The following is an 18457-nucleotide window of genomic DNA, read 5'->3' as shown; positions in this document are numbered from 1 at the left end:
CATCTCGTCGGGCACCTCCAGAGCCCGCCCGGCACTCGACCGCCAGCCCGTGACGCGATGTTCGAGGCACCGAAGACCGGCATGAAACGCGGAGAGGCGCAGGAGCCAGATAGCATTGCGAACCGTGCCCGACGCCGCCACTGCTGTCTTGACAAAACCACCCGCCGTTCCAGCGGTCACACCGAGCGACTTCCGCACTGCGCGAATAATCGCGCTGGTCGCCGGGGCGCTCGGCGCGTTGTTCGCTCTGGCGACACCGTTTTTACCGGTCGCGCAGACGACCGCGGTGCTGAACTGGCCGCAGAGCGGAACGCTCGGCAATGTCGAGGCGCCGCTGATGGCGCAGGTCCCGATCGATCTGAACGCGACGATTCCGTGCGCCACGATCGCACAACTGCCGGAGCGGGGCGGCATGCTGCTGGCCACCGCGCCGCCGCAGGGTGACCGGGCCGCGCTGGAAGCGTTGTTCGTCCGGGTCGCGGGCAACTCGGTGGACGTGGTCGACCGCAACGCGGTCGTGGTGTCGGCGGACCGGGACCGGATGGGCGCGTGCACGTCGCTGACCATCAGCTCGGATGCCGACCGTACCGCGGCGGTGTTCAACGGACTGACCAGGCAGGTCGAGCGGCCGGGCGCGGGCGGGGCCACCGAGACGGTCACGGTGCCGGTGGAAGGTCAGCTGAGCGGCGATCTGCGACCCCAGGTGGTCGGCGTGTTCTCCGACCTCAAGGGCGCGGCGCCCGCCGGGTTGGCGTTCCACATGACGGTGGACACCCGTTTCTCCTCCAGTCCGACCGCGATCAAGCTGATCGCGATGATCGCGGCGGTGCTGTGCACGCTGGTCGCGCTGGCGGCGCTGGCCCGGCTGGACAGCGATGACGGGCGCGGGCACCGTCGGTTCCTCCCGGCGAACTGGCTGAAGCCGACCTGGGCGGACGGTGCGGTGATCGGCACCTTGGTGCTGTGGCACTTCGCGGGCGCGAACACCTCCGACGACGGCTACATCCTCAGCATGGTGCGGGTCGCGCCGCACGCGGGATACATGGCCAACTACTTCCGCTGGTACGGCGTGCCGGAGGCGCCGTTCGGCTGGTACTACTACGTGATCCAGGTCTTCGCGGAGATCTCCACGGCGAGCCCGTGGGTGCGGGTGCCCGCGTTGGCCTGCGCGATCCTGTGCTGGATGGTGATCAGCCGCGAGGTCGTGCCGCGCCTGGGCCGCGGTGTGCGCAACAACAAGGTGGCGCTGTGGACCGGCGGCCTGGTGTTCCTGGCGTTCTGGCTGCCGTTCGACAACGGTCTGCGTTCGGAGCCGATCGTCGCGCTCGGCGCGCTGCTGACCTGGGTGTCGATCGAGCGAGCCATCGCTACCGGCCGCCTGCTGCCTGCCGCCATCGCCATCCTGGTCGCGGCGTTCACCCTCGCGGCGGCGCCGACGGGCCTCATGTGTGTGGCCGCGCTGCTCGCCGGCATCCGCCCGCTGGTACGCATCGTGGTGCGCAAGCACCGGCGGTTCGCCGCCGAAGGCGTCGGGCGATGGGGCTCGACATTGCCGCTGCTCGCGCCGATCGCGGCGGCGGGTTTCCTCGTGTTGACGACGGTCTACACCGACCAGACGTTCGCCGGTATCCAGGAGGCCAACCGGGTGCGCCAGGTGACCGGGCCCAACCTGGCCTGGTACGAGGACTACCTGCGCTATTACTACCTGTTCGTGGAGACCGTCGACGGTTCGCTCTCGCGCCGTTTCGCTTTCCTGGTGATGCTGCTGTGCCTGTTCACCACCATGCTGGTGCTGCTGCGCCGCAGGCGGGTGCCCGGCATCGCGAGCGGGCCGACCTGGCGTCTGATGGGCGTGGTCTTCGGCACCATCTTCTTCATGATGTTCAACCCGACGAAATGGACTCACCATTTCGGCGCCTACGCGGGCATCGCGGGGTCGCTGGCGGCGGTCACCGCGGTCGCGGTGTCGGCGAGTGCGCTGCGGGCGCGGAAGAACCGAGCGATCTTCCTCGCCGGGTTGCTGTTCGTGCTCGCCATCGCGTTCTCCGGTATCAACGGCTACTGGTACGTGTCCAGCTTTGGTGTGCCATGGTTCGACAAGCGCATCTCGCTGCACGGCTACCAGTCGAACACCCTGATGCTGATCCTGTTCGGACTGGCGTTGGCATTGGTGGCCTGGTCCACGCTGCGCGAGGACTACATCAAGCCACAGCCGTCACCGAAGTCGCCGCGCGGTCAGCGAATTCGAAAGTTCGCCGCGATCCCGTTGACCGTCGTGGCCGCGTTGATGGTCGCGCTGGAGGTGCTGTCCCTGGTCAAGGGCGCGGTCGCGCAGTATCCGGCGTACTCGCTCGCCCGCTCGAACTTCGACGCGCTCGGCGGCAGCATCTGCGGACTGGCCAATGACGTTCTGGTGGAACCGGACCCGAACGGCGGCAGGCTGGCGCCGATCATCGATCCGGCGCATCCGCCGACCGATCCGGCCGACCCGCTGGCCGGAGTCGATGCGGTCGGCTTCGACCCGAACGGCGTGCCGAACGATCTGTCCGCCGACAGCGTCGAGGTGAAGCCGGGCACCGGCAACACCTCTACCCAGTCGGTCGGCGCCGCCTTCGCCGAGGGGCAGAGCGCCGGTACCGGAGGAGGCCAGGGCGCGCGCGGCGTCAACGGCAGCACCGTCGCCCTGCCGTTCGGTCTCGACCCGGCGGAGACGCCGATCCTCGGCAGCTACCAGAACGGCGTGCAGCAGCCCGCGAATGTCACCTCCAGCTGGTACCAACTGCCTGCGCGTTCGGCGGACAAACCGCTGGTGGTGATCTCGGCCGCGGGTCGCATCATGTCCTTCGATGACACCGGCTCGATGAAGTACGGTCAGTCGCTCACCGTGGATTACGGCAAGCACCTGCCCGACGGCAGCGTGCAGAAGCTGGGCACCTATCTGCCGCGGGACATCGGCCCGTTCCCGTCCTGGCGCAACCTTCGGGTGCCGCTGGACGAGATCGCGCCGGACGCCGACGCGGTACGCATCGTCGCCAACGACCCGATCCTGATCGGTGACCAGTGGCTGGCGTTCACCCCGCCGCGGATGCCGACGTTGCAGTCGCTCAACAGCCTGCTCGGTTCCCAGCAGCCGATCCTGCTGGACTGGGCGGTCGGTCTGCAGTTCCCGTGCCAGCGGCCGTTCGACCACAAGAACGGCGTGGCCGAGGTGCCCGGCTACCGCATCCTGCCGGACCGCCCGCTGGCCATCAGCTCGACCAACACGTGGCAGGCCGAGGAATTCGGTGGTCCACTCGGCTTCGCGCAGATGCTGGCGAAGTCGACCACCGTGCCGACCTACCTGAAGAACGACTGGGCGCGCGACTGGGGTTCGCTGGAGCGCTACGACCAGTACGACCGCAGTGCGGTCCCGGCGAAGCTGGACACCGGCACGGTGACCAGGTCGGGTCTGTGGTCGCCAGGACAGCTGCGAGCGTTCTGACCGGTTCGGCCAGACCCCGGATACAGGGCCGCCGCGCAAGCAAAAACCCTGCGCGGCGGCCCTTCTCGCTTGTTTACCGGTGCGAAACCGGGCGTTCAGACCTTCAATCGAAGACCGAGTTCGCGCCGGAGCACCTCTTGCGACGGGAGGCGGCCGAGCACACGCAGCACCGCTGGCCGCAGCTCTCGCTGTTCCTCGTCGTTGAGCAGTCCGACAAGATCGCGCAGATCCATATCATCGAATGCCGTCGTCATGGAATTCAGATTAAATCCACGAACCAGGTTCGTCTCGGATCCCCATCACCACAGGTGGGAGCATGTTTTGCATACCGTACAACCGGTTTGGGTTGCGGGTCCGGTTTGGACGTTGAGACTGGAAACGACCCGTATTCAACCGGTCTGTATTCCTCTGACCGCCTCTCTTGGTCGCGACCGGTTTCCCTGGCGGGGTCCGCCGCTGGCGAAACCCCGTGGCCCCGAATGACGTCCGGCGGCGATGACGGCGGGCATGAGCCTGATGGAGTACTGGCCCTTGGCCGGATTGCGGGCGCGGACACCGTGTCTGGAACTGCGAATGCCTGGTTTGGCGGACCTGGGCGTGCTAGCTGGGCTGGCCGCAGAGGCAGTGCATGTTCCGGCGGAGAAGCCGAGTGCGTCGGCGACGAGATCGCCGCCGCCACCTCGTCGGCGGGCATGCATCAGCACGTCCCGGTGAACGAGGTCGTCATCGAATCCGTGAGCATCGGTTGATTTCCATAGTCGTCGTCTTCAAGGATGCTCAATACTGGTTTCTGTTGTGGTCTGTTATGCACCGTCATCCGGTGACGTCCCACCCTGCGGCGTGGATTCCACGGTTATCGTTCGATCCGCAGGTATTCCTTCCTGAAACTTGACTCGCGCCTCCGCCAGGATCGGATCATCTCGCGACCATATTTGCGCCTCGATGTATCGGCCGTTCTCAACTAGGTCGAGATAGTTCCGGTGTTCTCCATCGAAGTCAATCGAAGTGTCCGCATCCACACCGTGGATGATGCGCGGCACGAGGCCCTCTGGTGTATTGGAAGCAGGCATTCCCGCCACTATCTGGTAGTTGAAGAAGTTGTCCTCGATCGTAAACGTCAGGTGCTCGGCGGGGATCGAGTCGGCGGGAATTCGAATAATGACGGATATTTCGGTGGGCGGAGATGCGCCTTGCTCACTCACAAGATTGAAGTAAAGTGGGCTATCGGTGGTTGGATTTCCTTTCTCCATAGCGTGTGATCGCAGCCAAGCTTCGGCTTGCTTGCGGAAGTCCACATAATCGGCGCCTTCAACCCTTCTTCCCATCTTCCGCGCAATCTCGGCCGCTTCATTATGGGGCAGGTCCATGATTGATGTGAAAGGGTCAATCGAGTCTGCCGGTACCCGTCTTTCCAACCAGAGTCCACGAAGTGGATGTGGCCGGGATGCGGAACCTACCCCTCTCTCGATGCTCTCGACGTTGCCGGGGTGTGGTGGCCGTTCCACATCACGCGCGCTCGCCGCGACCTGCTGCACACCGTGCTCCTCGGCGCGTTCATACCTGCGCATCGCATGGCGGAGCTCGCCAGCGTCGCCCTCGTACTTGTCGTGCAGGTGTCCACTGAGCCGGCGTCTGAGCAGTTCGTCCAAGTCGTCCCGCAACCGCCGGAATAGCGCACCCAGCTCCTCAGAAGAGAAACCCTTCAGCGCAGACCACCCCCGTCAACGCGCGGCCGGAGTTCGAGTGCGGACCTCATTCCCGGATCGCCGCCCCGACAGCCGGGTCGCCGTCTGCTTGATAACGCCGCGTCCTTCGTCGGACACCCTCGCGTACTTCGCGAGGCTTCGCATCGAGGTGTTACCCGACAGCTTCATCAACATCGGCGTCGACGTACCCCCTCGGCCGCGCGCGTCAGCCCCGAATGCCGCAGCTTATTGGGTCCGTCGTCGTAGCCGGCGGTGTAGATCTCGAACGGTAGGACAGCCGCGCCCGCCCCGATCGGCGAGTCGACGTCGTTGGTGGCCGCCGATGTTCGGGCTTTGCGATCGGTGCGGAACAGTGGACCGGTTTTGCAGCCGGTCAGCATCCGCCGCGCACGTGTTCGCCACCATGACCGATCCACGCTGAATCCGCCAATCGAACATCACCCGCCGGCCTCGGAAGCATCCGAACCTGCCCCATCCCATCAACCTCCAACTCCGCCATCGCGCATAGTTCCCCGAGTTGATCGATGTGAACCACTCATCACGCCAGCATGACTCCGGGACTATCGCACATTGTATGCCATTATCTGTGGTAACTCCTCAGCGCCGGATCGGGCAGATTACTCTTCGGCCCCGGTTCGTTACGCGGAAACGTGCCGCGCAGATCAAGAAGATGAGCGCGGATTCGGTGAGAAAATTTTACGCATGCTTCGTAAAAAGAAGCAGACACGAAATCGCTCGTGAGATTTACAAAGAATGCCGTGAGACCTGACAATCCGAATTCAGCCGCGAGCCATATCGACGAATCGGGACAGGTGGAGTTGGTGGGCGACGGTGATTGTCGCGGTCGGGCCGTTGCGGTGCTTGCCGAGAATCAGGTCGGCCTCGCCGCCACGGGGGTCGTCGCGTTCGAAGGCGTCGGGGCGGTGCAGCAGGATCACCATATCGGCATCCTGTTCCAAACTGTTGTGCACTGAAATCCCTTGGGCGACAAAGTTATTCGTGCCGGGAACGGTGCCGTCGTAGACGTCCTGCTCGCCGAGGCCGGTGATTTCGACGATCGTGTCCCAGAAGACGTCGTTGGTCGCGAACATGTCGATCTCCGCGTCTTCTAGTACTGCCGCCACACGGGCAAGCCGGGACCGACTCGGTGAGCGTTTCCGCATCGCCGATCCGCAAAAACGCGAGCCCATGGCCGATGAGAATTCGCGATGGGTGATGTGCTTGGTGGCGAGGAGTCCGCGAACCTTCGTCCAGACTTCACGAGGGATCGTGTCGACATTTGTATTGCGCACTATCGGTTCCAACTCGGTGAGGGCCTCGCGCGCCGACTGTCCGCGCGCGCCATGCACCCCGATGTCGCGCAGGAATGTGGTTTGATTCGCAGAGCCGTTGACTGTGATGTGCCAGCAGTCGCGATAACCGGACTTGCGAAATCTTTTGATTCGGCCGTGTACACCTAAACGGAGCAACAGCTGGGCTACATCGTCGATCAGACGGCGACTGGTCGACGCGTAGTAGACCCGAGCTTGGCGTGCCTTGGCATCCCATCGCACGGAGCCGTCCGTGGCCCACAGGTGATGCAGGAACAAGGCGACCTGATCGTTGGGGAGTGCGAAAACGGGCTGTGGAATGAACTTCTCGTAGCTCCGCAGGCCGAATAACCCGAGCTCGTCGAGCCACGCAGCTATCGGGTTGCGCTTGCCACGGGTGAGGCGATCGGGGGCACGCAGCCGAAGTGTCGTCACCCGTGCGGCGGGGTAGTCGTCACGAGCGACGGTGACACCGAAATGCGTGGCCGCCTCGGCGACCGCCGCGAGGTTCTCCTCATCGATGCTGGCATAGCGGATCGGCTGTCGTTCGACGCACGAACCGTCGCCGATCATGTGCGCAAGAAGAATCACCTCGGCGTCGGGCATCCGAGCCACCTGGATCGGTTCCGGGACGAGGCGTGGTGTGGCAAGTCGGTCGTCGACGGCCAGCTTCTCCAGCGGAATCCACCCATCCACAGTCAAGAACGGGTGATTGCCGGTCGCTTCGACTTCGCGGCCGGATGCCAGCCGCAGTCGGAATACCTCTTTCCGGCCACTCGGGAATACCTTCACCATCGGCCGGGCGACCATCCGCATCCGCTCATCGAGTGACCAGACCAGCGGCTTTTCTCCGCTGGCCAGAAGCTCGCCGAGCGTGGTCTCCGCTCCGGTATCGGCGCGAAGGATACGAGTGGACGCCGGCAGGCAGCCCGATTCACGCAGGTCGGACACCATGGGCCGCTTGTCGGTTCGCTGTTCGGGACCGCGGTTCAACTGACTGATCGCGACCACCGGAACCTCGAGTTCCTTCGCCAGCAGTTTGAGGTTTCGGGAGAAATCCGAGACTTCCTGCTGACGGGACTCCACCTTTTTACCCGAGGTCATCAGCTGGAGATAGTCCACCACAACGAGTTTCAGATCATGCCGCTGCTTGAGCCGTCGTGCCTTGGCCCGAATCTCCATCATGGTCAGGTTGGGCGAATCGTCCACGAACAGCGGCGCCTCGCTGATCTCACTCATTCGCCGCGCCAGCTTGGTCCAGTCGTCGTCACTCATCCGCCCGGATCGCATATCACCGAGTTTGATCTTCGCCTCGGCGGACAGCAGACGCATCACGATCTCGGTACGGCTCATCTCCAACGAGAAAATAACGCTGGCGAGCCCGTGTTTGATCGAGCAACTGCGCATGAAATCCATGCCGAGCGTGGAATTGTGCGTCGGGAGCATCGATGGCCCGGCCAGGTAGAGGTGGTCGCTGTTGTCGACCTCGACGCAGCGGACCGGGACGGTGTCGATCTTGCGCACATCCACGATCCGTCGCGAATCGGATCGGGCGGTTTCCGGCACCGCGTGATTCGGCGCACCATCGGCTGATCGCAGGGTATGGACGATCTCGCCGGTCGTGCGCACTCTCGGCTCGGGATCACCGGCCCGGGTGCGGGTGAGCCATTGGTGTTGTTCGTCCGCGAGGATGACGCTGCCGTCGGAGAATTCGACTTCGTAGCACGGCCGGTCGGTGAGAACGTCGGTGGCGGCGAGAACACGAGTGGGGTTGCCCTGGGGATCGAGCAGTTCGTCGCCGACTCGGATCTCGCCCATGGTGGTCCAGCCGGTCGGCGTCGGCAACGGGGTGTCGAGGGAAAGCGCTTTGCCGACACCAGGTCGCGCGGCGACGATGATCATCTGGCCCGGGTGCAGGCCGTTGGTGACTTCGTCGAGTTCGGTGAATCCGGTAGGCACGCCGAGGGAGATGCCGCCGCGCGAGGCGATGGAATCGATCTCGTCCATCGTCGGCTGGAGCAGTTCCTCGAGCGGGAGGAAGTCCTCGGTGGTGCGGCGTTCGGTGACCTCGTAGACCTCGGCTTGGGCGCGGTCGACGACTTCGGCGATGTCCTGGCCATCGGCGCCCGCGTAGCCATATTGGACGATGCGGGTGCCCGCTTCGACGAGACGGCGCAGAATAGCCTTCTCGGCAACGATTTCGGCGTAAAAGCCGGCGTTCGCGGCGGTAGGCACGGTTTGGGTCAGGGTGACCAGGTAGGGGGCGCCGCCGATGCGTTTGAGTTCGCCGCGACGGTCCAGCCCGGCGGCGACCGTCACCGGGTCCGCGGGTTCACCGCGGCCGTAGAGATCGAGGATGGTGTCGAAGACGACCTGGTGGGCTGGGCGGTAGAAATCGCCGGGACGGATCACCTCGACGACATCGGCGATCGCGTCCTTGCTCAAGAGCATGCCGCCGAGCACGGATTGTTCGGCAGCCATGTCGTGCGGAGGCTGGCGGCCGAAGTCTTCGCCGGGGGGTTCGGGCGGGAAATCCGTGTGCCCGCGGTCATCGGTGGCTGTCACCAGACTCGACCGTCCTCTCTATCCCACGACCGGGTACCGCCCTAGTGATGACTCGTTCTACTCCCGGTCACCGACACGTCTGGCGCCGTCGCAGACCTGGTGCCAGCTATCACCACGGACCCGCCTGTCCGCGCCGTTCGGGATGACGCCCGCACGGCGATGCGACGAACCTAGGCGACGGGACCGGCCCCCGCCAAACCGGACTGTGCACATAGCTGTGGATAACTTGGGGACTGTTTACCCAATGGTGTGCACCCCCTGTGTACAACTTGGGGAAAACAGTGCCCGGATAACCCAAACATGCAGATAGATGGCTACTTCTGCGGCTCTACATGTGTGGATGGATGAAGTTCCGGCGTGTCGGCCAAGTTGAACAGCCGGGCGTGTTGGGTTAACGGAAGGTAGATACGCTATGAGCTGGGTCACAGTGTATCCGGTTGATCGCGTCGGTAATCCACAGGCAGCGCAACTGCGGACCCTGCGGTGAGCAACGCTTTTCGGAGGATGTCCCCACCGGCATCCGAGCCGGAAAGCTAATAGCTGGCTAACTACTAGTCGAGTAGTGCAGCGCGAACGAAGGCCACTCCCGTCTCGGGTACGGGAGTGGTCCTCGACGTAATGCCGAAATCAGCTGGCAGTGACCGTCAGGTCGAACTTGGCCACCACGTCCGGGTGCAGGTGCACCGCGATGTCGTGCTTGCCGGTCGACTTGATGTGTGCCTTCGGCAGATCGATACTGCGCTTGTCGACGACCGGGCCGCCCGCAGCCTTGAGGGCCGCGGCGACGTCGGTCTGGGTCACCGAGCCGAACAGCTTGCCGGTACCCGCCGTCTTCACGGTGAGCGTGACCGACTCCAGGCCCTCGATGGCCTGCTTCAGCTCATTGGCGTGGTCCAGGTCGCGAACCCGGCGGGCGTCCTGTGCCCGGCGGATGCCCTCGACCTGCTTCTGCGCACCACGGCTCGCGGTGATCGCCAGGCCACGCGGCAGGAGGTAATTGCGGCCGTAGCCATCCTTGACCTCCACGGTGTCGCCGGGGGCACCGAGGTTGTCCACATCAGCAGTCAGAATCAACTTCATTTGTGTGCCTCCCTTTCTCAGCGCGCCGTCGACACGTAAGGCAGCAGCGCCACCTCACGCGAGTTCTTCACCGCAACCGCGACATCGCGCTGGTGCTGGACGCAGTTGCCGGTGACGCGGCGGGCGCGGATCTTGCCCCGGTCGCTGACGTACTTACGCAGCAGCGCCGTGTCCTTGTAGTCGATCGAGACGAGTCCGGTCTTGCTCTCTTTGCAGAACGAGCAGGCCTTCTTCTTGAGCACCTTTTCGCGCGCGGGCGCTTTAGGCATGGTCTTGTACTCCGTAATCATTGATGGCCCGAATCATCCGGGCCGATGTGGCCGTTCTCAGAACGGCGGTTCGTCATCTGTGCGGCTGCCGCCCCCGAAGGAGCTCGCCGCGGGCGCACTGCCCCAAGGGTCGTCCTCGGCGCCGCCGGAACGCCCACCACCACCACCGGAGGAGGCGAAGTTGCCCCCGCCGCCACCGAAACCGCCGCCCCCGCCGCCGCGATTGGCCTTGTTGACCTTCGCGGTGGCATAGCGCAGCGAGGGGCCGACCTCGTCGACCTCGAGCTCGACGACTGTGCGCTTCTCACCCTCGCGGGTTTCGTAGGAGCGCTGCTTGAGTCGTCCGCTCACGATGACACGGGAACCCCTGGTCAGGCTTTCCGCGACGTTTTCCGCGGCCTCGCGCCAGATATTGCAGCGCAGGAACAGCGCTTCGCCGTCTTTCCATTCGTTCGAATTGCGGTCGAACACACGAGGTGTCGACGCGACGGTGAAATTCGCCACCGCCTGTCCCGCCGGCGTGAATCGAAGCTCGGGGTCGGCCGTCAAGTTTCCGATGACGGTGATGACCGTGTCGCCTGCCATGTGGTCCTCCTGCTCGGTGTGCAGTCCTCATCTCGCTGTCGCGCTAGAGCCTAGGCACAGGCTCCGACGCAATCGAGGTGTGCGGAACTACTTGTCGTGGCGCAGAACCTTGGTGCGCAGCACCGACTCGTTGAGACCCAGCTGGCGGTCGAGCTCGCTCACGGTGGCGGGCTCGGCGGTCAGATCGACCACGGCGTAGATGCCTTCGGCCTGCTTCGAGATCTCGTAGGCGAGCCGGCGGCGGCCCCAGATGTCGACCTTGTCGATCTTGCCGCCCTCGGTGCGAACAACACTGAGCATGGTGTCCAGCGACGGACCAACAGTGCGCTCGTCCAGGCTCGGATCGAGGATGACCATCACTTCATAATGACGCACGGACCAATCACCTCCTGTGGACTAGGAAACGGCCACGGACGGTCCGTGGCAGGAGGGTCGTTGCGTCAGCAACCCGACAAGGCTACCTGACCGGTCAGCGAGCAATGAAATCACCATGCCCGTTCGCGTTTGTGCTGGTCGTGGGTACTCGACGTTCCGTTGCCGGCTATCGGCCGGGTTCTCGGCGAGTGACCGATAGACGCGGCAAGCCAATCGTTGGGGCGAGTTCACCGGGGGAAACGGACAGTGTCTCGACGGGCCGCTTAGGGTGTTTTCATGTCGACCGGATTCGCCGCCAGCGACCTGTTCGCAGGCCGTGTGCGACGCCGCGTGGCACTGACCGCGGTGGTAGTGCTCCTGTGCGGCCTCACCCTCGCGCTGGCGTATATGAACAAGGCGCGGTGTGCGGGCCCGCCGTTCAACGCGGACGGTCGCAGTACGGTCTTCGACATCGCCAAGGACTCGGACGTCTGCTATTCCGATATTCAGTTCCTCTGGCTCGGCCGCGATATCAACGAGCACGTCTTTCCCTATGTGGGGGGTGGAATCACCGACGACGGCGCGCTGGTCGGCGGCGCTGTGGAGTATCCGGTGCTCAGCGGCGTTCTGATGTGGCTCGGTGCGGTCGGCGCGGACAACGATGCAGAGTTTCTGCAGCACTCCGCCTTACTGCTGGCGCCATTCGCGCTGCTGACCGCGTGGATGCTGGCCCGGCTCGCCGGGCCGGCCGCCCTGCTGTGGGCGGCCGGGCCGCCACTGGTGCTGTACGCCTTCCACAACTGGGAGCTCCCGGTGGTGTGTACGGCGGTGGCGGCCGTCTATGTAATGCGCCAGTCGACCCGATACGCGTTGCGCACCAGGGGCATCGTGGCTGCGGTACTGCTCGGGCTCGGGTTCTGCCTCAAGCTGTATCCGGGGATCTTCCTGCTGCCACTGGTGGCCTATGTGCTCACGGGGGGCGTCGAAGGCGAGCGGGATCGCAGTCGTGGTCTCGACGTCCGCGGCGCACTGCTCACCGCCGGCGCGGCTATCGGCACCGTCGTCGCGGTGAATCTGCCATTCGCGTTGGCCGGCTATGAAGGCTGGCGCGCGTCGTTCACCTTCCAGCAGTTGCGTCAGGCGGATATCACCACCAATTCCATCTGGTATTGGGGCCTGCGGCCGATGTTCGGGCAGGACGCCCAAGCGGAGGCAGCGTTCCAGCAGGTGGTGTCGATTGCCTCCCCGCTGTTGGTGATCGCCGCGTTCGCGCTGGCGATGTGGCTCGGCGGCAAGCGGTACCTGAGTACCGGGGTCTTCCCGTGGGTTGGGGTGAGTGGCGCGATGCTGTGTGGATTTCTGGTGTTCCACAAGGTGCATTCGCCGCAGTACACGTTGTGGCTGGTGCCGTTCCTTGTGCTGCTTCAGGTGCCGTGGTGGCTGATCGGGAGCTACCTGGTCGCCGATGCGGCCATCGGCATCGGCGTGTTCCGATACTTCTACTCGATGGGGTCGGGCACCTCGGTCGACCTGATGGAGAACATCGTCCAATTCGGAGTGTGGGGCCGGGCCGGCCTGCTGGTGGTGCTGTTCGTGGTGTTCCTGTGGCCGCTGCCGCGCGGGTATCGACGGGTACCGCCAGTGCCGCGGTGGGATCGCGATGGTCTGATTCCAGTGGTCTAAGGGCCGTGGTGTCTGGCGCGGAAGGCGGCGCTCTTCGCGCGGTTGCCGCACAGTGTCATGTCGCACCAGCGGCGGGAGCCGCCGCGGGAGGTGTCCACGTACAGGCGGGTGCACTCGGCGCGGCCGCATTCCTTGATCAAGGCGGGTGTGCCGAGCAGTTCTACCGCGCAGCGGGCGATGGCGGTGAGTGCGGCGTCGGCATCGCCGGTCCGGGTGATCGTTCCGTCGGCGCGCAGGGCGACCGTGGGGAGTTCGCCGCCGGCCAGGTCGTTGACCACCCGGCGGTCGGTGTCGGTGAACGCCGCGCCGTGCGCCGCGGCCAGCGCCATGCGGTAGGCCGCCTCGCGCAGGCGCACCGCGCGTGCGAGCGTGTCCACGTCGCAGCGCGGGGCGTCACCGAGTAGTTCGGCGGCGACGGTCCACGCGCCGAATGTGGCCGGGGTGTCGAGGAGATCGTCGAATGTGGTCGATCGCGCTTGGACGGTGCCCGCGAAGTCCAGTGCGAGGTTTCCGCTCACGAAGGTGAACATCTCCTCATGGTAACCGCCTTGACAGGTTAGTTGAGGGGTGTCACGGTGATAACCACCCAAGGCGGTTGTTTCAGGAGGGTTCGTGAAGGCTCAGCTCATGACGGTGGTCGCGCAGCCGCTGTTCGTCCTGTTGTGGAGCAGCGCGTTCATCGCGGGGATCATCGGGATCGGCGCCGCGCCGCCGATGCTGGTGCTGTTCGCGCGCTTTTCCATCGCGGGTGTCCTGCTCACGGCGTATGCCTGCGCCGCGCGGGTCACCTGGCCGCACCGCAACCAGCTGTGGCACGTACTCGTCGCCGGGCTGCTGATGCAGATGGTGCAGTTCGGCGCCTTCTACACGGCGATGGCCGAGCAGGTCTCAGCGGCGGTGATCGCGCTGGTGCAAGGTGTGAACCCGGTGGTCATCGCACTGTTCGCCGGGGTGCTCGGCGAATCCGTCACGGCGCGACAGTGGTTCGGCTTCGGTATCGGCGGAATCGGGGTCACCCTCGCGGTGCTCGACCAGTCCCGGTTCTCGCTGGTCGGACTGCTGCTGTGCGGGGCGGGCCTGCTGGGCCTGAGCATCGGCACGGTGTACCAGAAGCGGTTCGTCCCGACGGTCGATCCGCGAGCGTCCACCGCACTGCATGTGGTGGTGAGCGCGCCGATCGCGGGATTGTCGGCCTGGCTGACCGGTCAGGTCCACATATCGGATGTGAGCCGGTTCGCCGGATCGCTCACCTGGATGGTCCTGGTTAACTCGATGGCCGCGTTCCTGCTCCTGAACGCGATGCTGCGGCGCTGGGACGCGACCAGGGTGGGCAAACTGTTCTTCGCAACACCCGTGGTGACCGCGATCCTGGCCTGGATGCTGATCGATCAGCCACTGCGGGCGTTGACGATCGCGGGATTCGGTATCGGCCTCGTCGGTCTCGTGTTCGCGGCGCGCGGGCGTGCGGCGTGCGCCGCCACAGTCGTGGCGCGGCGGCCCGCGGTCATGGCGCCGCGCTGATCTACGCGCCCGCGCTGTGCCACGGCATACCCCAGCGGTAGGCCTCATCGATCTCGCGCTCGGCGCCGTCGATGTAGTACATCTCGCGTTGCACGATGATCCCGGCGCCCTGGTTCTGCATCAGAGCGATGGCACAGCAGCGGGCACCTGCCACGGGGGAGTCGAGGCGGACCTCTACCTGTGGACCTGCGGTGGGATACAGCGTCACGACGCCATCGGCGGCGGCCCAGTTCGGGACGCCCTCGTAGATGAAGGCGAAAATCAGGATGCGCCGGAACAATTCAGGGCGGGCGAGGTCGATGCGCAGATTCTCGCCATCGGACACCGACGCGGCGTCGTCCAACTCGATGTAAGGTTCGCCCTCCAGCGCGCCGAAGTTGCGCCCGGTCGCCTGTATGACGCCCTTGGCGCCGTTGGAAAGTTCGTAGAGGCAGCCGAGGTCCAGGTTGACGGGCTTGGACCGGCGGAAGAACCCCTTCGGCCGGCTCGACCAGCTCAGATTCACCCGCATGATCCCCTGCTGTTCACCCGGCTTGGTGAGATTGATGGTGGGCGTCGCCTTCGACAGGGTCACCTTGGCCAGGTTGACGCCGGGGTGGTCGTTGATCGCCATGGCGCGATCCCCCTCAGGAGAAACGAGAGCGGCAGCGGCCATCCGACGGGATGGGGCCGCTGCCGCAACGGGTCTTCGGCTGCATGCCGGGAATCAGCCTACCGGCGCGGGTTCTCGTTCGCTGTCCAGTTCTTCGTCGTTTTCGCGCCGGTTGCGGACGATGCTGGTGATGAACGCCGCGCCGATGAACGCGACGCCGACCAGGCCCGTGATGATTTCGTTGATGTGCACGCCGATCGAGATCAGCAAGATCACAGCGAGCGCGCCGATCGCCCAGTGTGCGCCGTGCTCCAAGTAGACGTACTCCGACAAGGTGCCCCTGCGCACCAGGTACACCGTGATCGACCGGACGAACATGGCGCCGATCAGGCCGAGGCCGAGCGCGATGATGATCGGGTCGGAGGTGATGGCGAACGCGCCGATCACGCCGTCGAAGGAGAACGACGCGTCCAGCACCTCCAGGTAGAGGAACAGGAAGAAGCCGGCCTTTCCGGTCGCCTTGGCCAGCGCCGACGGACCCTCGGTGTGCTCCTCGGTGTGGAACATCGAACCGAGCCCGTCGACCGCGATGTAGGTGATCATGCCGAGCAGTCCCGCCACCAGGACGGTCGAGCGGTGCGCCTCGTCGGCGAGGTACTCCGCGGTGAGGATCAGGCCTACGCCCGCGACGACCACCGAGAGCATATCCAGCTTGCCCGCCTTGGCCAGCGGCCGCTCCAGCCAGCCCAGCCAGGTGATCTCGCGCTCTTCGAAGATGAAGTTGAGGAACAGCAGCGCGAGGAACATGCCGCCGAAGGAGGCGATCTGCGGGTGCGCGTCGGTGAGCAGTTTCTCATAGCTCGCGCTGCCGTCCGGGAAGGTCAGCGCGTCGTTGGCGGGCGGGTTGAGCGCGAGGTCGAAGGCCCGCACCGGATCCAGTCCCGCGGTGATCCACACGATCGCGAGCGGGAAGATCAGGCGCATGCCGAACACGGCGATCAACACGCCGATCGTCAGGAAGATCTTCTGCCAGAACTCGCTCATCCGCTCGAGGACGGTGGCGTTGATCACGGCGTTGTCGAAGGACAGCGATACCTCGAGGATGCCCAGAATCGCGGCGAGCGCGAGGGCGGTCGGGCCGCCGTAGAGCAGCGCCACGACGAGTGAGACCGCCGTGACGAGGAACGACATGCCGAATATGCGCAGGACCACGCTGGGACCTTTCGTAAAGTGAATAACGAGTCGGCGACAGTTCCTACCAGCGTGGCTGCTGAATCGCCGGTTGTCCAACCCCGCTTTTCCGCGACGCAGGCATGCCGGTCGCGCGACGAGGGGGCTCGTTGCCGAGCCCCCTCGAACCGCGAAGTGTTCCTTAGACGTTCACGCCGTAGTCACGAGCGATACCGGAAAGACCCGAAGCGTAGCCCTGGCCGATCGCGCGGAACTTCCACTCCGCGCCGTTGCGGTACAGCTCGCCGAAGACCATGGCTGTCTCGGTCGAGGCATCCTCGGACAGGTCGTAGCGGGCGAGTTCTTCGCCGTTGCTGCGATCCACCACACGGATGTAGGCGTTGCGCACCTGACCGAACGACTGCGAGCGGGAGTCGGCGTCATAGATCGAGACCGGGAAGAAGATGCTGTCGATCGTCGGCGGGGTGCCGGCCAGGTCGACGTTGATGACCTCGTCGTCGCCTTCACCCTCGCCGGTCCGGTTGTCGCCCACGTGCTCGATCGAGCCCTCGGGCGAACGCAGATTGTTGAAGAACACGAAGTGCTGGTCCGACACGACCTTCTTGTCCGCGCCGGTGGCGATGGCACTCGCGTCCAGGTCGAAATCGGTGCCGGTGGTGGACCGCACATCCCACCCGAGGCCGACCGAAACGGCGGTCAGGTTAGGCGCCGCCTTGGTCAGTGAGACGTTGCCGCCCTTGGACAAACTGACACCCATGCGGGATTCCCTTTCAATAGTCCGTCATTGGTTCCCAGCATGTCCGGATCGCCGGGTACGTCATACGACAGTAGTAGGTTTCCGCGAACTTCGTAGGAACCCGCGTAGCCCCGGCGAACAGGAATATCTCCTACCATCGGGGCGTGGCAGGCCGAAGGCGTGGATGGTTCCGGTCGTCCGGGAACGACGAGTGGATCGAGCAGGCCCGGACGAGTTCGGCATCGGCTTTTCTCGACATGGATCGACGCCAGAGCGCGGCCGACGCGGCGGTGCTCGCCGCCGACCAGGTTTTCCCGGAGCGGCGGACCGGCGAACGCTGGGAACCGGTGCGCGCCAGATGCTATGACGCCGCCGGCGGATACCTCGCGCTGAGTGCGGAATTGGACGCCGCACAGCGTGACGGCACGCCGCTGCCGCAGGGACAACAGCGGACCGACGTCACGGTTCGACAGCTGACCGACGCGGCTCGCGCCGTCGACGAGTTCTATCGCGCCAATCAGTCCGAGCTGGAACACGCGGTCGCCGTGCACGGCATGGTGCCTCGGCTGGTGCAGCAGGTGAAGATCGCGGCGGCGAACGTGCGCGGGCAGGCTGCCGACTCCGAATTCGCGAACTATCCTTCGGTACGCGAGCGCGCCGCCGCGGTGGATGCCGCTGCGGCCACCCTCGAATCGGCGGACGTCGCCGCGCAGGCGGGCGCGGCGCGGGAGGCCGCGAACCGGCTGGAGGCGGCGACCAAGGAACTCGCGGAGGCACTGCGGGCGGCTCCGTCTCGAGCCGGCGCCGCGACCACCGCCATCTCCTCGGTGACAACCCGCCTTGCCGCCGTCCGGACCAGGGCGGAAGGGGTCGCGCCGGCGTTCTCGGCGCTCCTGCGCGAGTTCAATGCTGCGAGTTCGGCGGATCTGGCCGACAATGGGCGGGAAAGCCAGCGAGCCATCGAAGCCGCGGACGTTGCCCTTGGCAGGGCGCGCGCGGCAGCAATAGAGAACAATCCGGAGTTTGCACTTGATCTGACCACATCCGCGCGCGGATTCCTCGCCGAAGCCGAGCAGAAGGTCGATGCCGTCACCAAACGGCTCGCCTTGCTCCGCGACGTCCGGTCCGATCCGCAAGAGAAGGCCAAGGCCGTACGATTCCGGTTACGGGATGCGCAAATGCTCGCGGTAAGCCGTGGCCTTGTCGCCGAATGGGGGTCGGTGCTCGACGCACAGGCCGCACGGATCGACCGAACCAGCGAAACACTGTCGGGGCGTCACCCCGACTACTTGGCCTATGTGGCGGAACTGGATGCCGCCACCGAATTCATAGCCGGGGTAGTGGATCGAATGAGAAAACAAGCAGGACCACGACAAGAATGAGG

Annotated in this window: 16 protein-coding genes; 4 read left to right on the top strand and 12 right to left on the bottom strand. The window is 65.1% G+C overall.

The window, feature by feature from the left end; all coding sequences use genetic code 11:
• The first annotated feature begins 124 nt into the window (after positions 1-124).
• A complete protein-coding gene (locus AB0B25_RS00180; RefSeq protein WP_357172369.1) occupies positions 125-3481 on the top strand; it encodes an arabinosyltransferase domain-containing protein in 3357 nt (1118 codons plus the stop codon).
• Positions 3482-3576: 95 nt separating this feature from the next.
• Here AB0B25_RS00180 and AB0B25_RS00175 read toward each other — a convergent pair whose 3' ends face one another.
• The 8 genes from AB0B25_RS00175 to rpsF all read right to left on the bottom strand — a co-directional run bounded on the left by AB0B25_RS00175 (position 3577) and on the right by rpsF (position 11371).
• Positions 3577-3735: a hypothetical protein gene (locus AB0B25_RS00175; protein ID WP_357069172.1), complete on the bottom strand. Its 159-nt coding sequence runs from the start codon at positions 3733-3735 to the stop codon at positions 3577-3579.
• Positions 3736-4284: 549 nt separating this feature from the next.
• Positions 4285-5130 (bottom strand): hypothetical protein, encoded by an 846-nt coding sequence (locus tag AB0B25_RS00170; RefSeq protein WP_357172366.1) that lies wholly within the window; start codon positions 5128-5130, stop codon positions 4285-4287.
• 224 nt (positions 5131-5354) lie between these two features.
• On the bottom strand, positions 5355-5603 hold the full coding sequence (locus AB0B25_RS00165) for a hypothetical protein (protein ID WP_357172363.1): 249 nt from the start codon (positions 5601-5603) through the stop codon (positions 5355-5357).
• A gap of 363 nt (positions 5604-5966) precedes the next feature.
• Positions 5967-9062, bottom strand: coding sequence for a replicative DNA helicase (locus tag AB0B25_RS00160; protein ID WP_357172360.1), 3096 nt, complete (start codon positions 9060-9062; stop codon positions 5967-5969).
• Positions 9063-9689: 627 nt separating this feature from the next.
• The gene (gene rplI / locus AB0B25_RS00155; protein WP_357172358.1) at positions 9690-10142 is read right to left on the bottom strand and encodes a 50S ribosomal protein L9; all 453 of its coding nucleotides are present in this window, start codon (positions 10140-10142) and stop codon (positions 9690-9692) included.
• Between the two features lie 17 nt (positions 10143-10159).
• Positions 10160-10411 (bottom strand): 30S ribosomal protein S18, encoded by a 252-nt coding sequence (gene rpsR / locus AB0B25_RS00150; RefSeq protein WP_357173220.1) that lies wholly within the window; start codon positions 10409-10411, stop codon positions 10160-10162.
• Between the two features lie 57 nt (positions 10412-10468).
• Positions 10469-10996, bottom strand: coding sequence for a single-stranded DNA-binding protein (locus AB0B25_RS00145; protein WP_357172355.1), 528 nt, complete (start codon positions 10994-10996; stop codon positions 10469-10471).
• Positions 10997-11083: 87 nt separating this feature from the next.
• Positions 11084-11371, bottom strand: a complete 288-nt coding sequence (gene rpsF, locus AB0B25_RS00140; protein ID WP_357069180.1) for a 30S ribosomal protein S6 — start codon at positions 11369-11371, stop codon at positions 11084-11086.
• Positions 11372-11647: 276 nt separating this feature from the next.
• Here rpsF and AB0B25_RS00135 point away from each other — a divergent pair, with 276 nt between their 5' ends.
• A complete protein-coding gene (locus AB0B25_RS00135) occupies positions 11648-13033 on the top strand; it encodes a hypothetical protein (protein ID WP_357172352.1) in 1386 nt (461 codons plus the stop codon).
• Here the strand turns inward: AB0B25_RS00135 and AB0B25_RS00130 are convergent.
• Complete coding sequence (locus AB0B25_RS00130; protein ID WP_357172350.1) at positions 13030-13563, bottom strand: CGNR zinc finger domain-containing protein; 534 nt, start codon at positions 13561-13563, stop codon at positions 13030-13032. The two genes, AB0B25_RS00135 and AB0B25_RS00130, sit on opposite strands and share 4 nt — an antisense overlap.
• A gap of 82 nt (positions 13564-13645) precedes the next feature.
• Here AB0B25_RS00130 and AB0B25_RS00125 point away from each other — a divergent pair, with 82 nt between their 5' ends.
• Positions 13646-14554, top strand: coding sequence for a DMT family transporter (locus tag AB0B25_RS00125; protein ID WP_357172347.1), 909 nt, complete (start codon positions 13646-13648; stop codon positions 14552-14554).
• Position 14555: 1 nt separating this feature from the next.
• Here the strand turns inward: AB0B25_RS00125 and AB0B25_RS00120 are convergent, their stop codons facing one another.
• From AB0B25_RS00120 to AB0B25_RS00110, 3 genes are all read right to left on the bottom strand, one after another.
• Complete coding sequence (locus tag AB0B25_RS00120; RefSeq protein WP_357172344.1) at positions 14556-15167, bottom strand: Tellurium resistance; 612 nt, start codon at positions 15165-15167, stop codon at positions 14556-14558.
• Between the two features lie 93 nt (positions 15168-15260).
• A complete protein-coding gene (locus AB0B25_RS00115; RefSeq protein ID WP_357172341.1) occupies positions 15261-16358 on the bottom strand; it encodes a DUF475 domain-containing protein in 1098 nt (365 codons plus the stop codon).
• 160 nt (positions 16359-16518) lie between these two features.
• The gene (locus AB0B25_RS00110; protein ID WP_357172338.1) at positions 16519-17094 is read right to left on the bottom strand and encodes a TerD family protein; all 576 of its coding nucleotides are present in this window, start codon (positions 17092-17094) and stop codon (positions 16519-16521) included.
• A gap of 143 nt (positions 17095-17237) precedes the next feature.
• Between AB0B25_RS00110 and AB0B25_RS00105 the strand changes: the two genes are divergently transcribed.
• Positions 17238-18455, top strand: coding sequence for a hypothetical protein (locus AB0B25_RS00105; protein ID WP_357172335.1), 1218 nt, complete (start codon positions 17238-17240; stop codon positions 18453-18455).
• Positions 18456-18457: the final 2 nt, after the last annotated feature.

It is taken from the genome of Nocardia sp. NPDC049190 (assembly GCF_040648115.1).
In the GTDB taxonomy this organism is placed as follows: domain Bacteria; phylum Actinomycetota; class Actinomycetes; order Mycobacteriales; family Mycobacteriaceae; genus Nocardia.
This window is presented reverse-complemented; position numbering and strand designations above follow the sequence as displayed.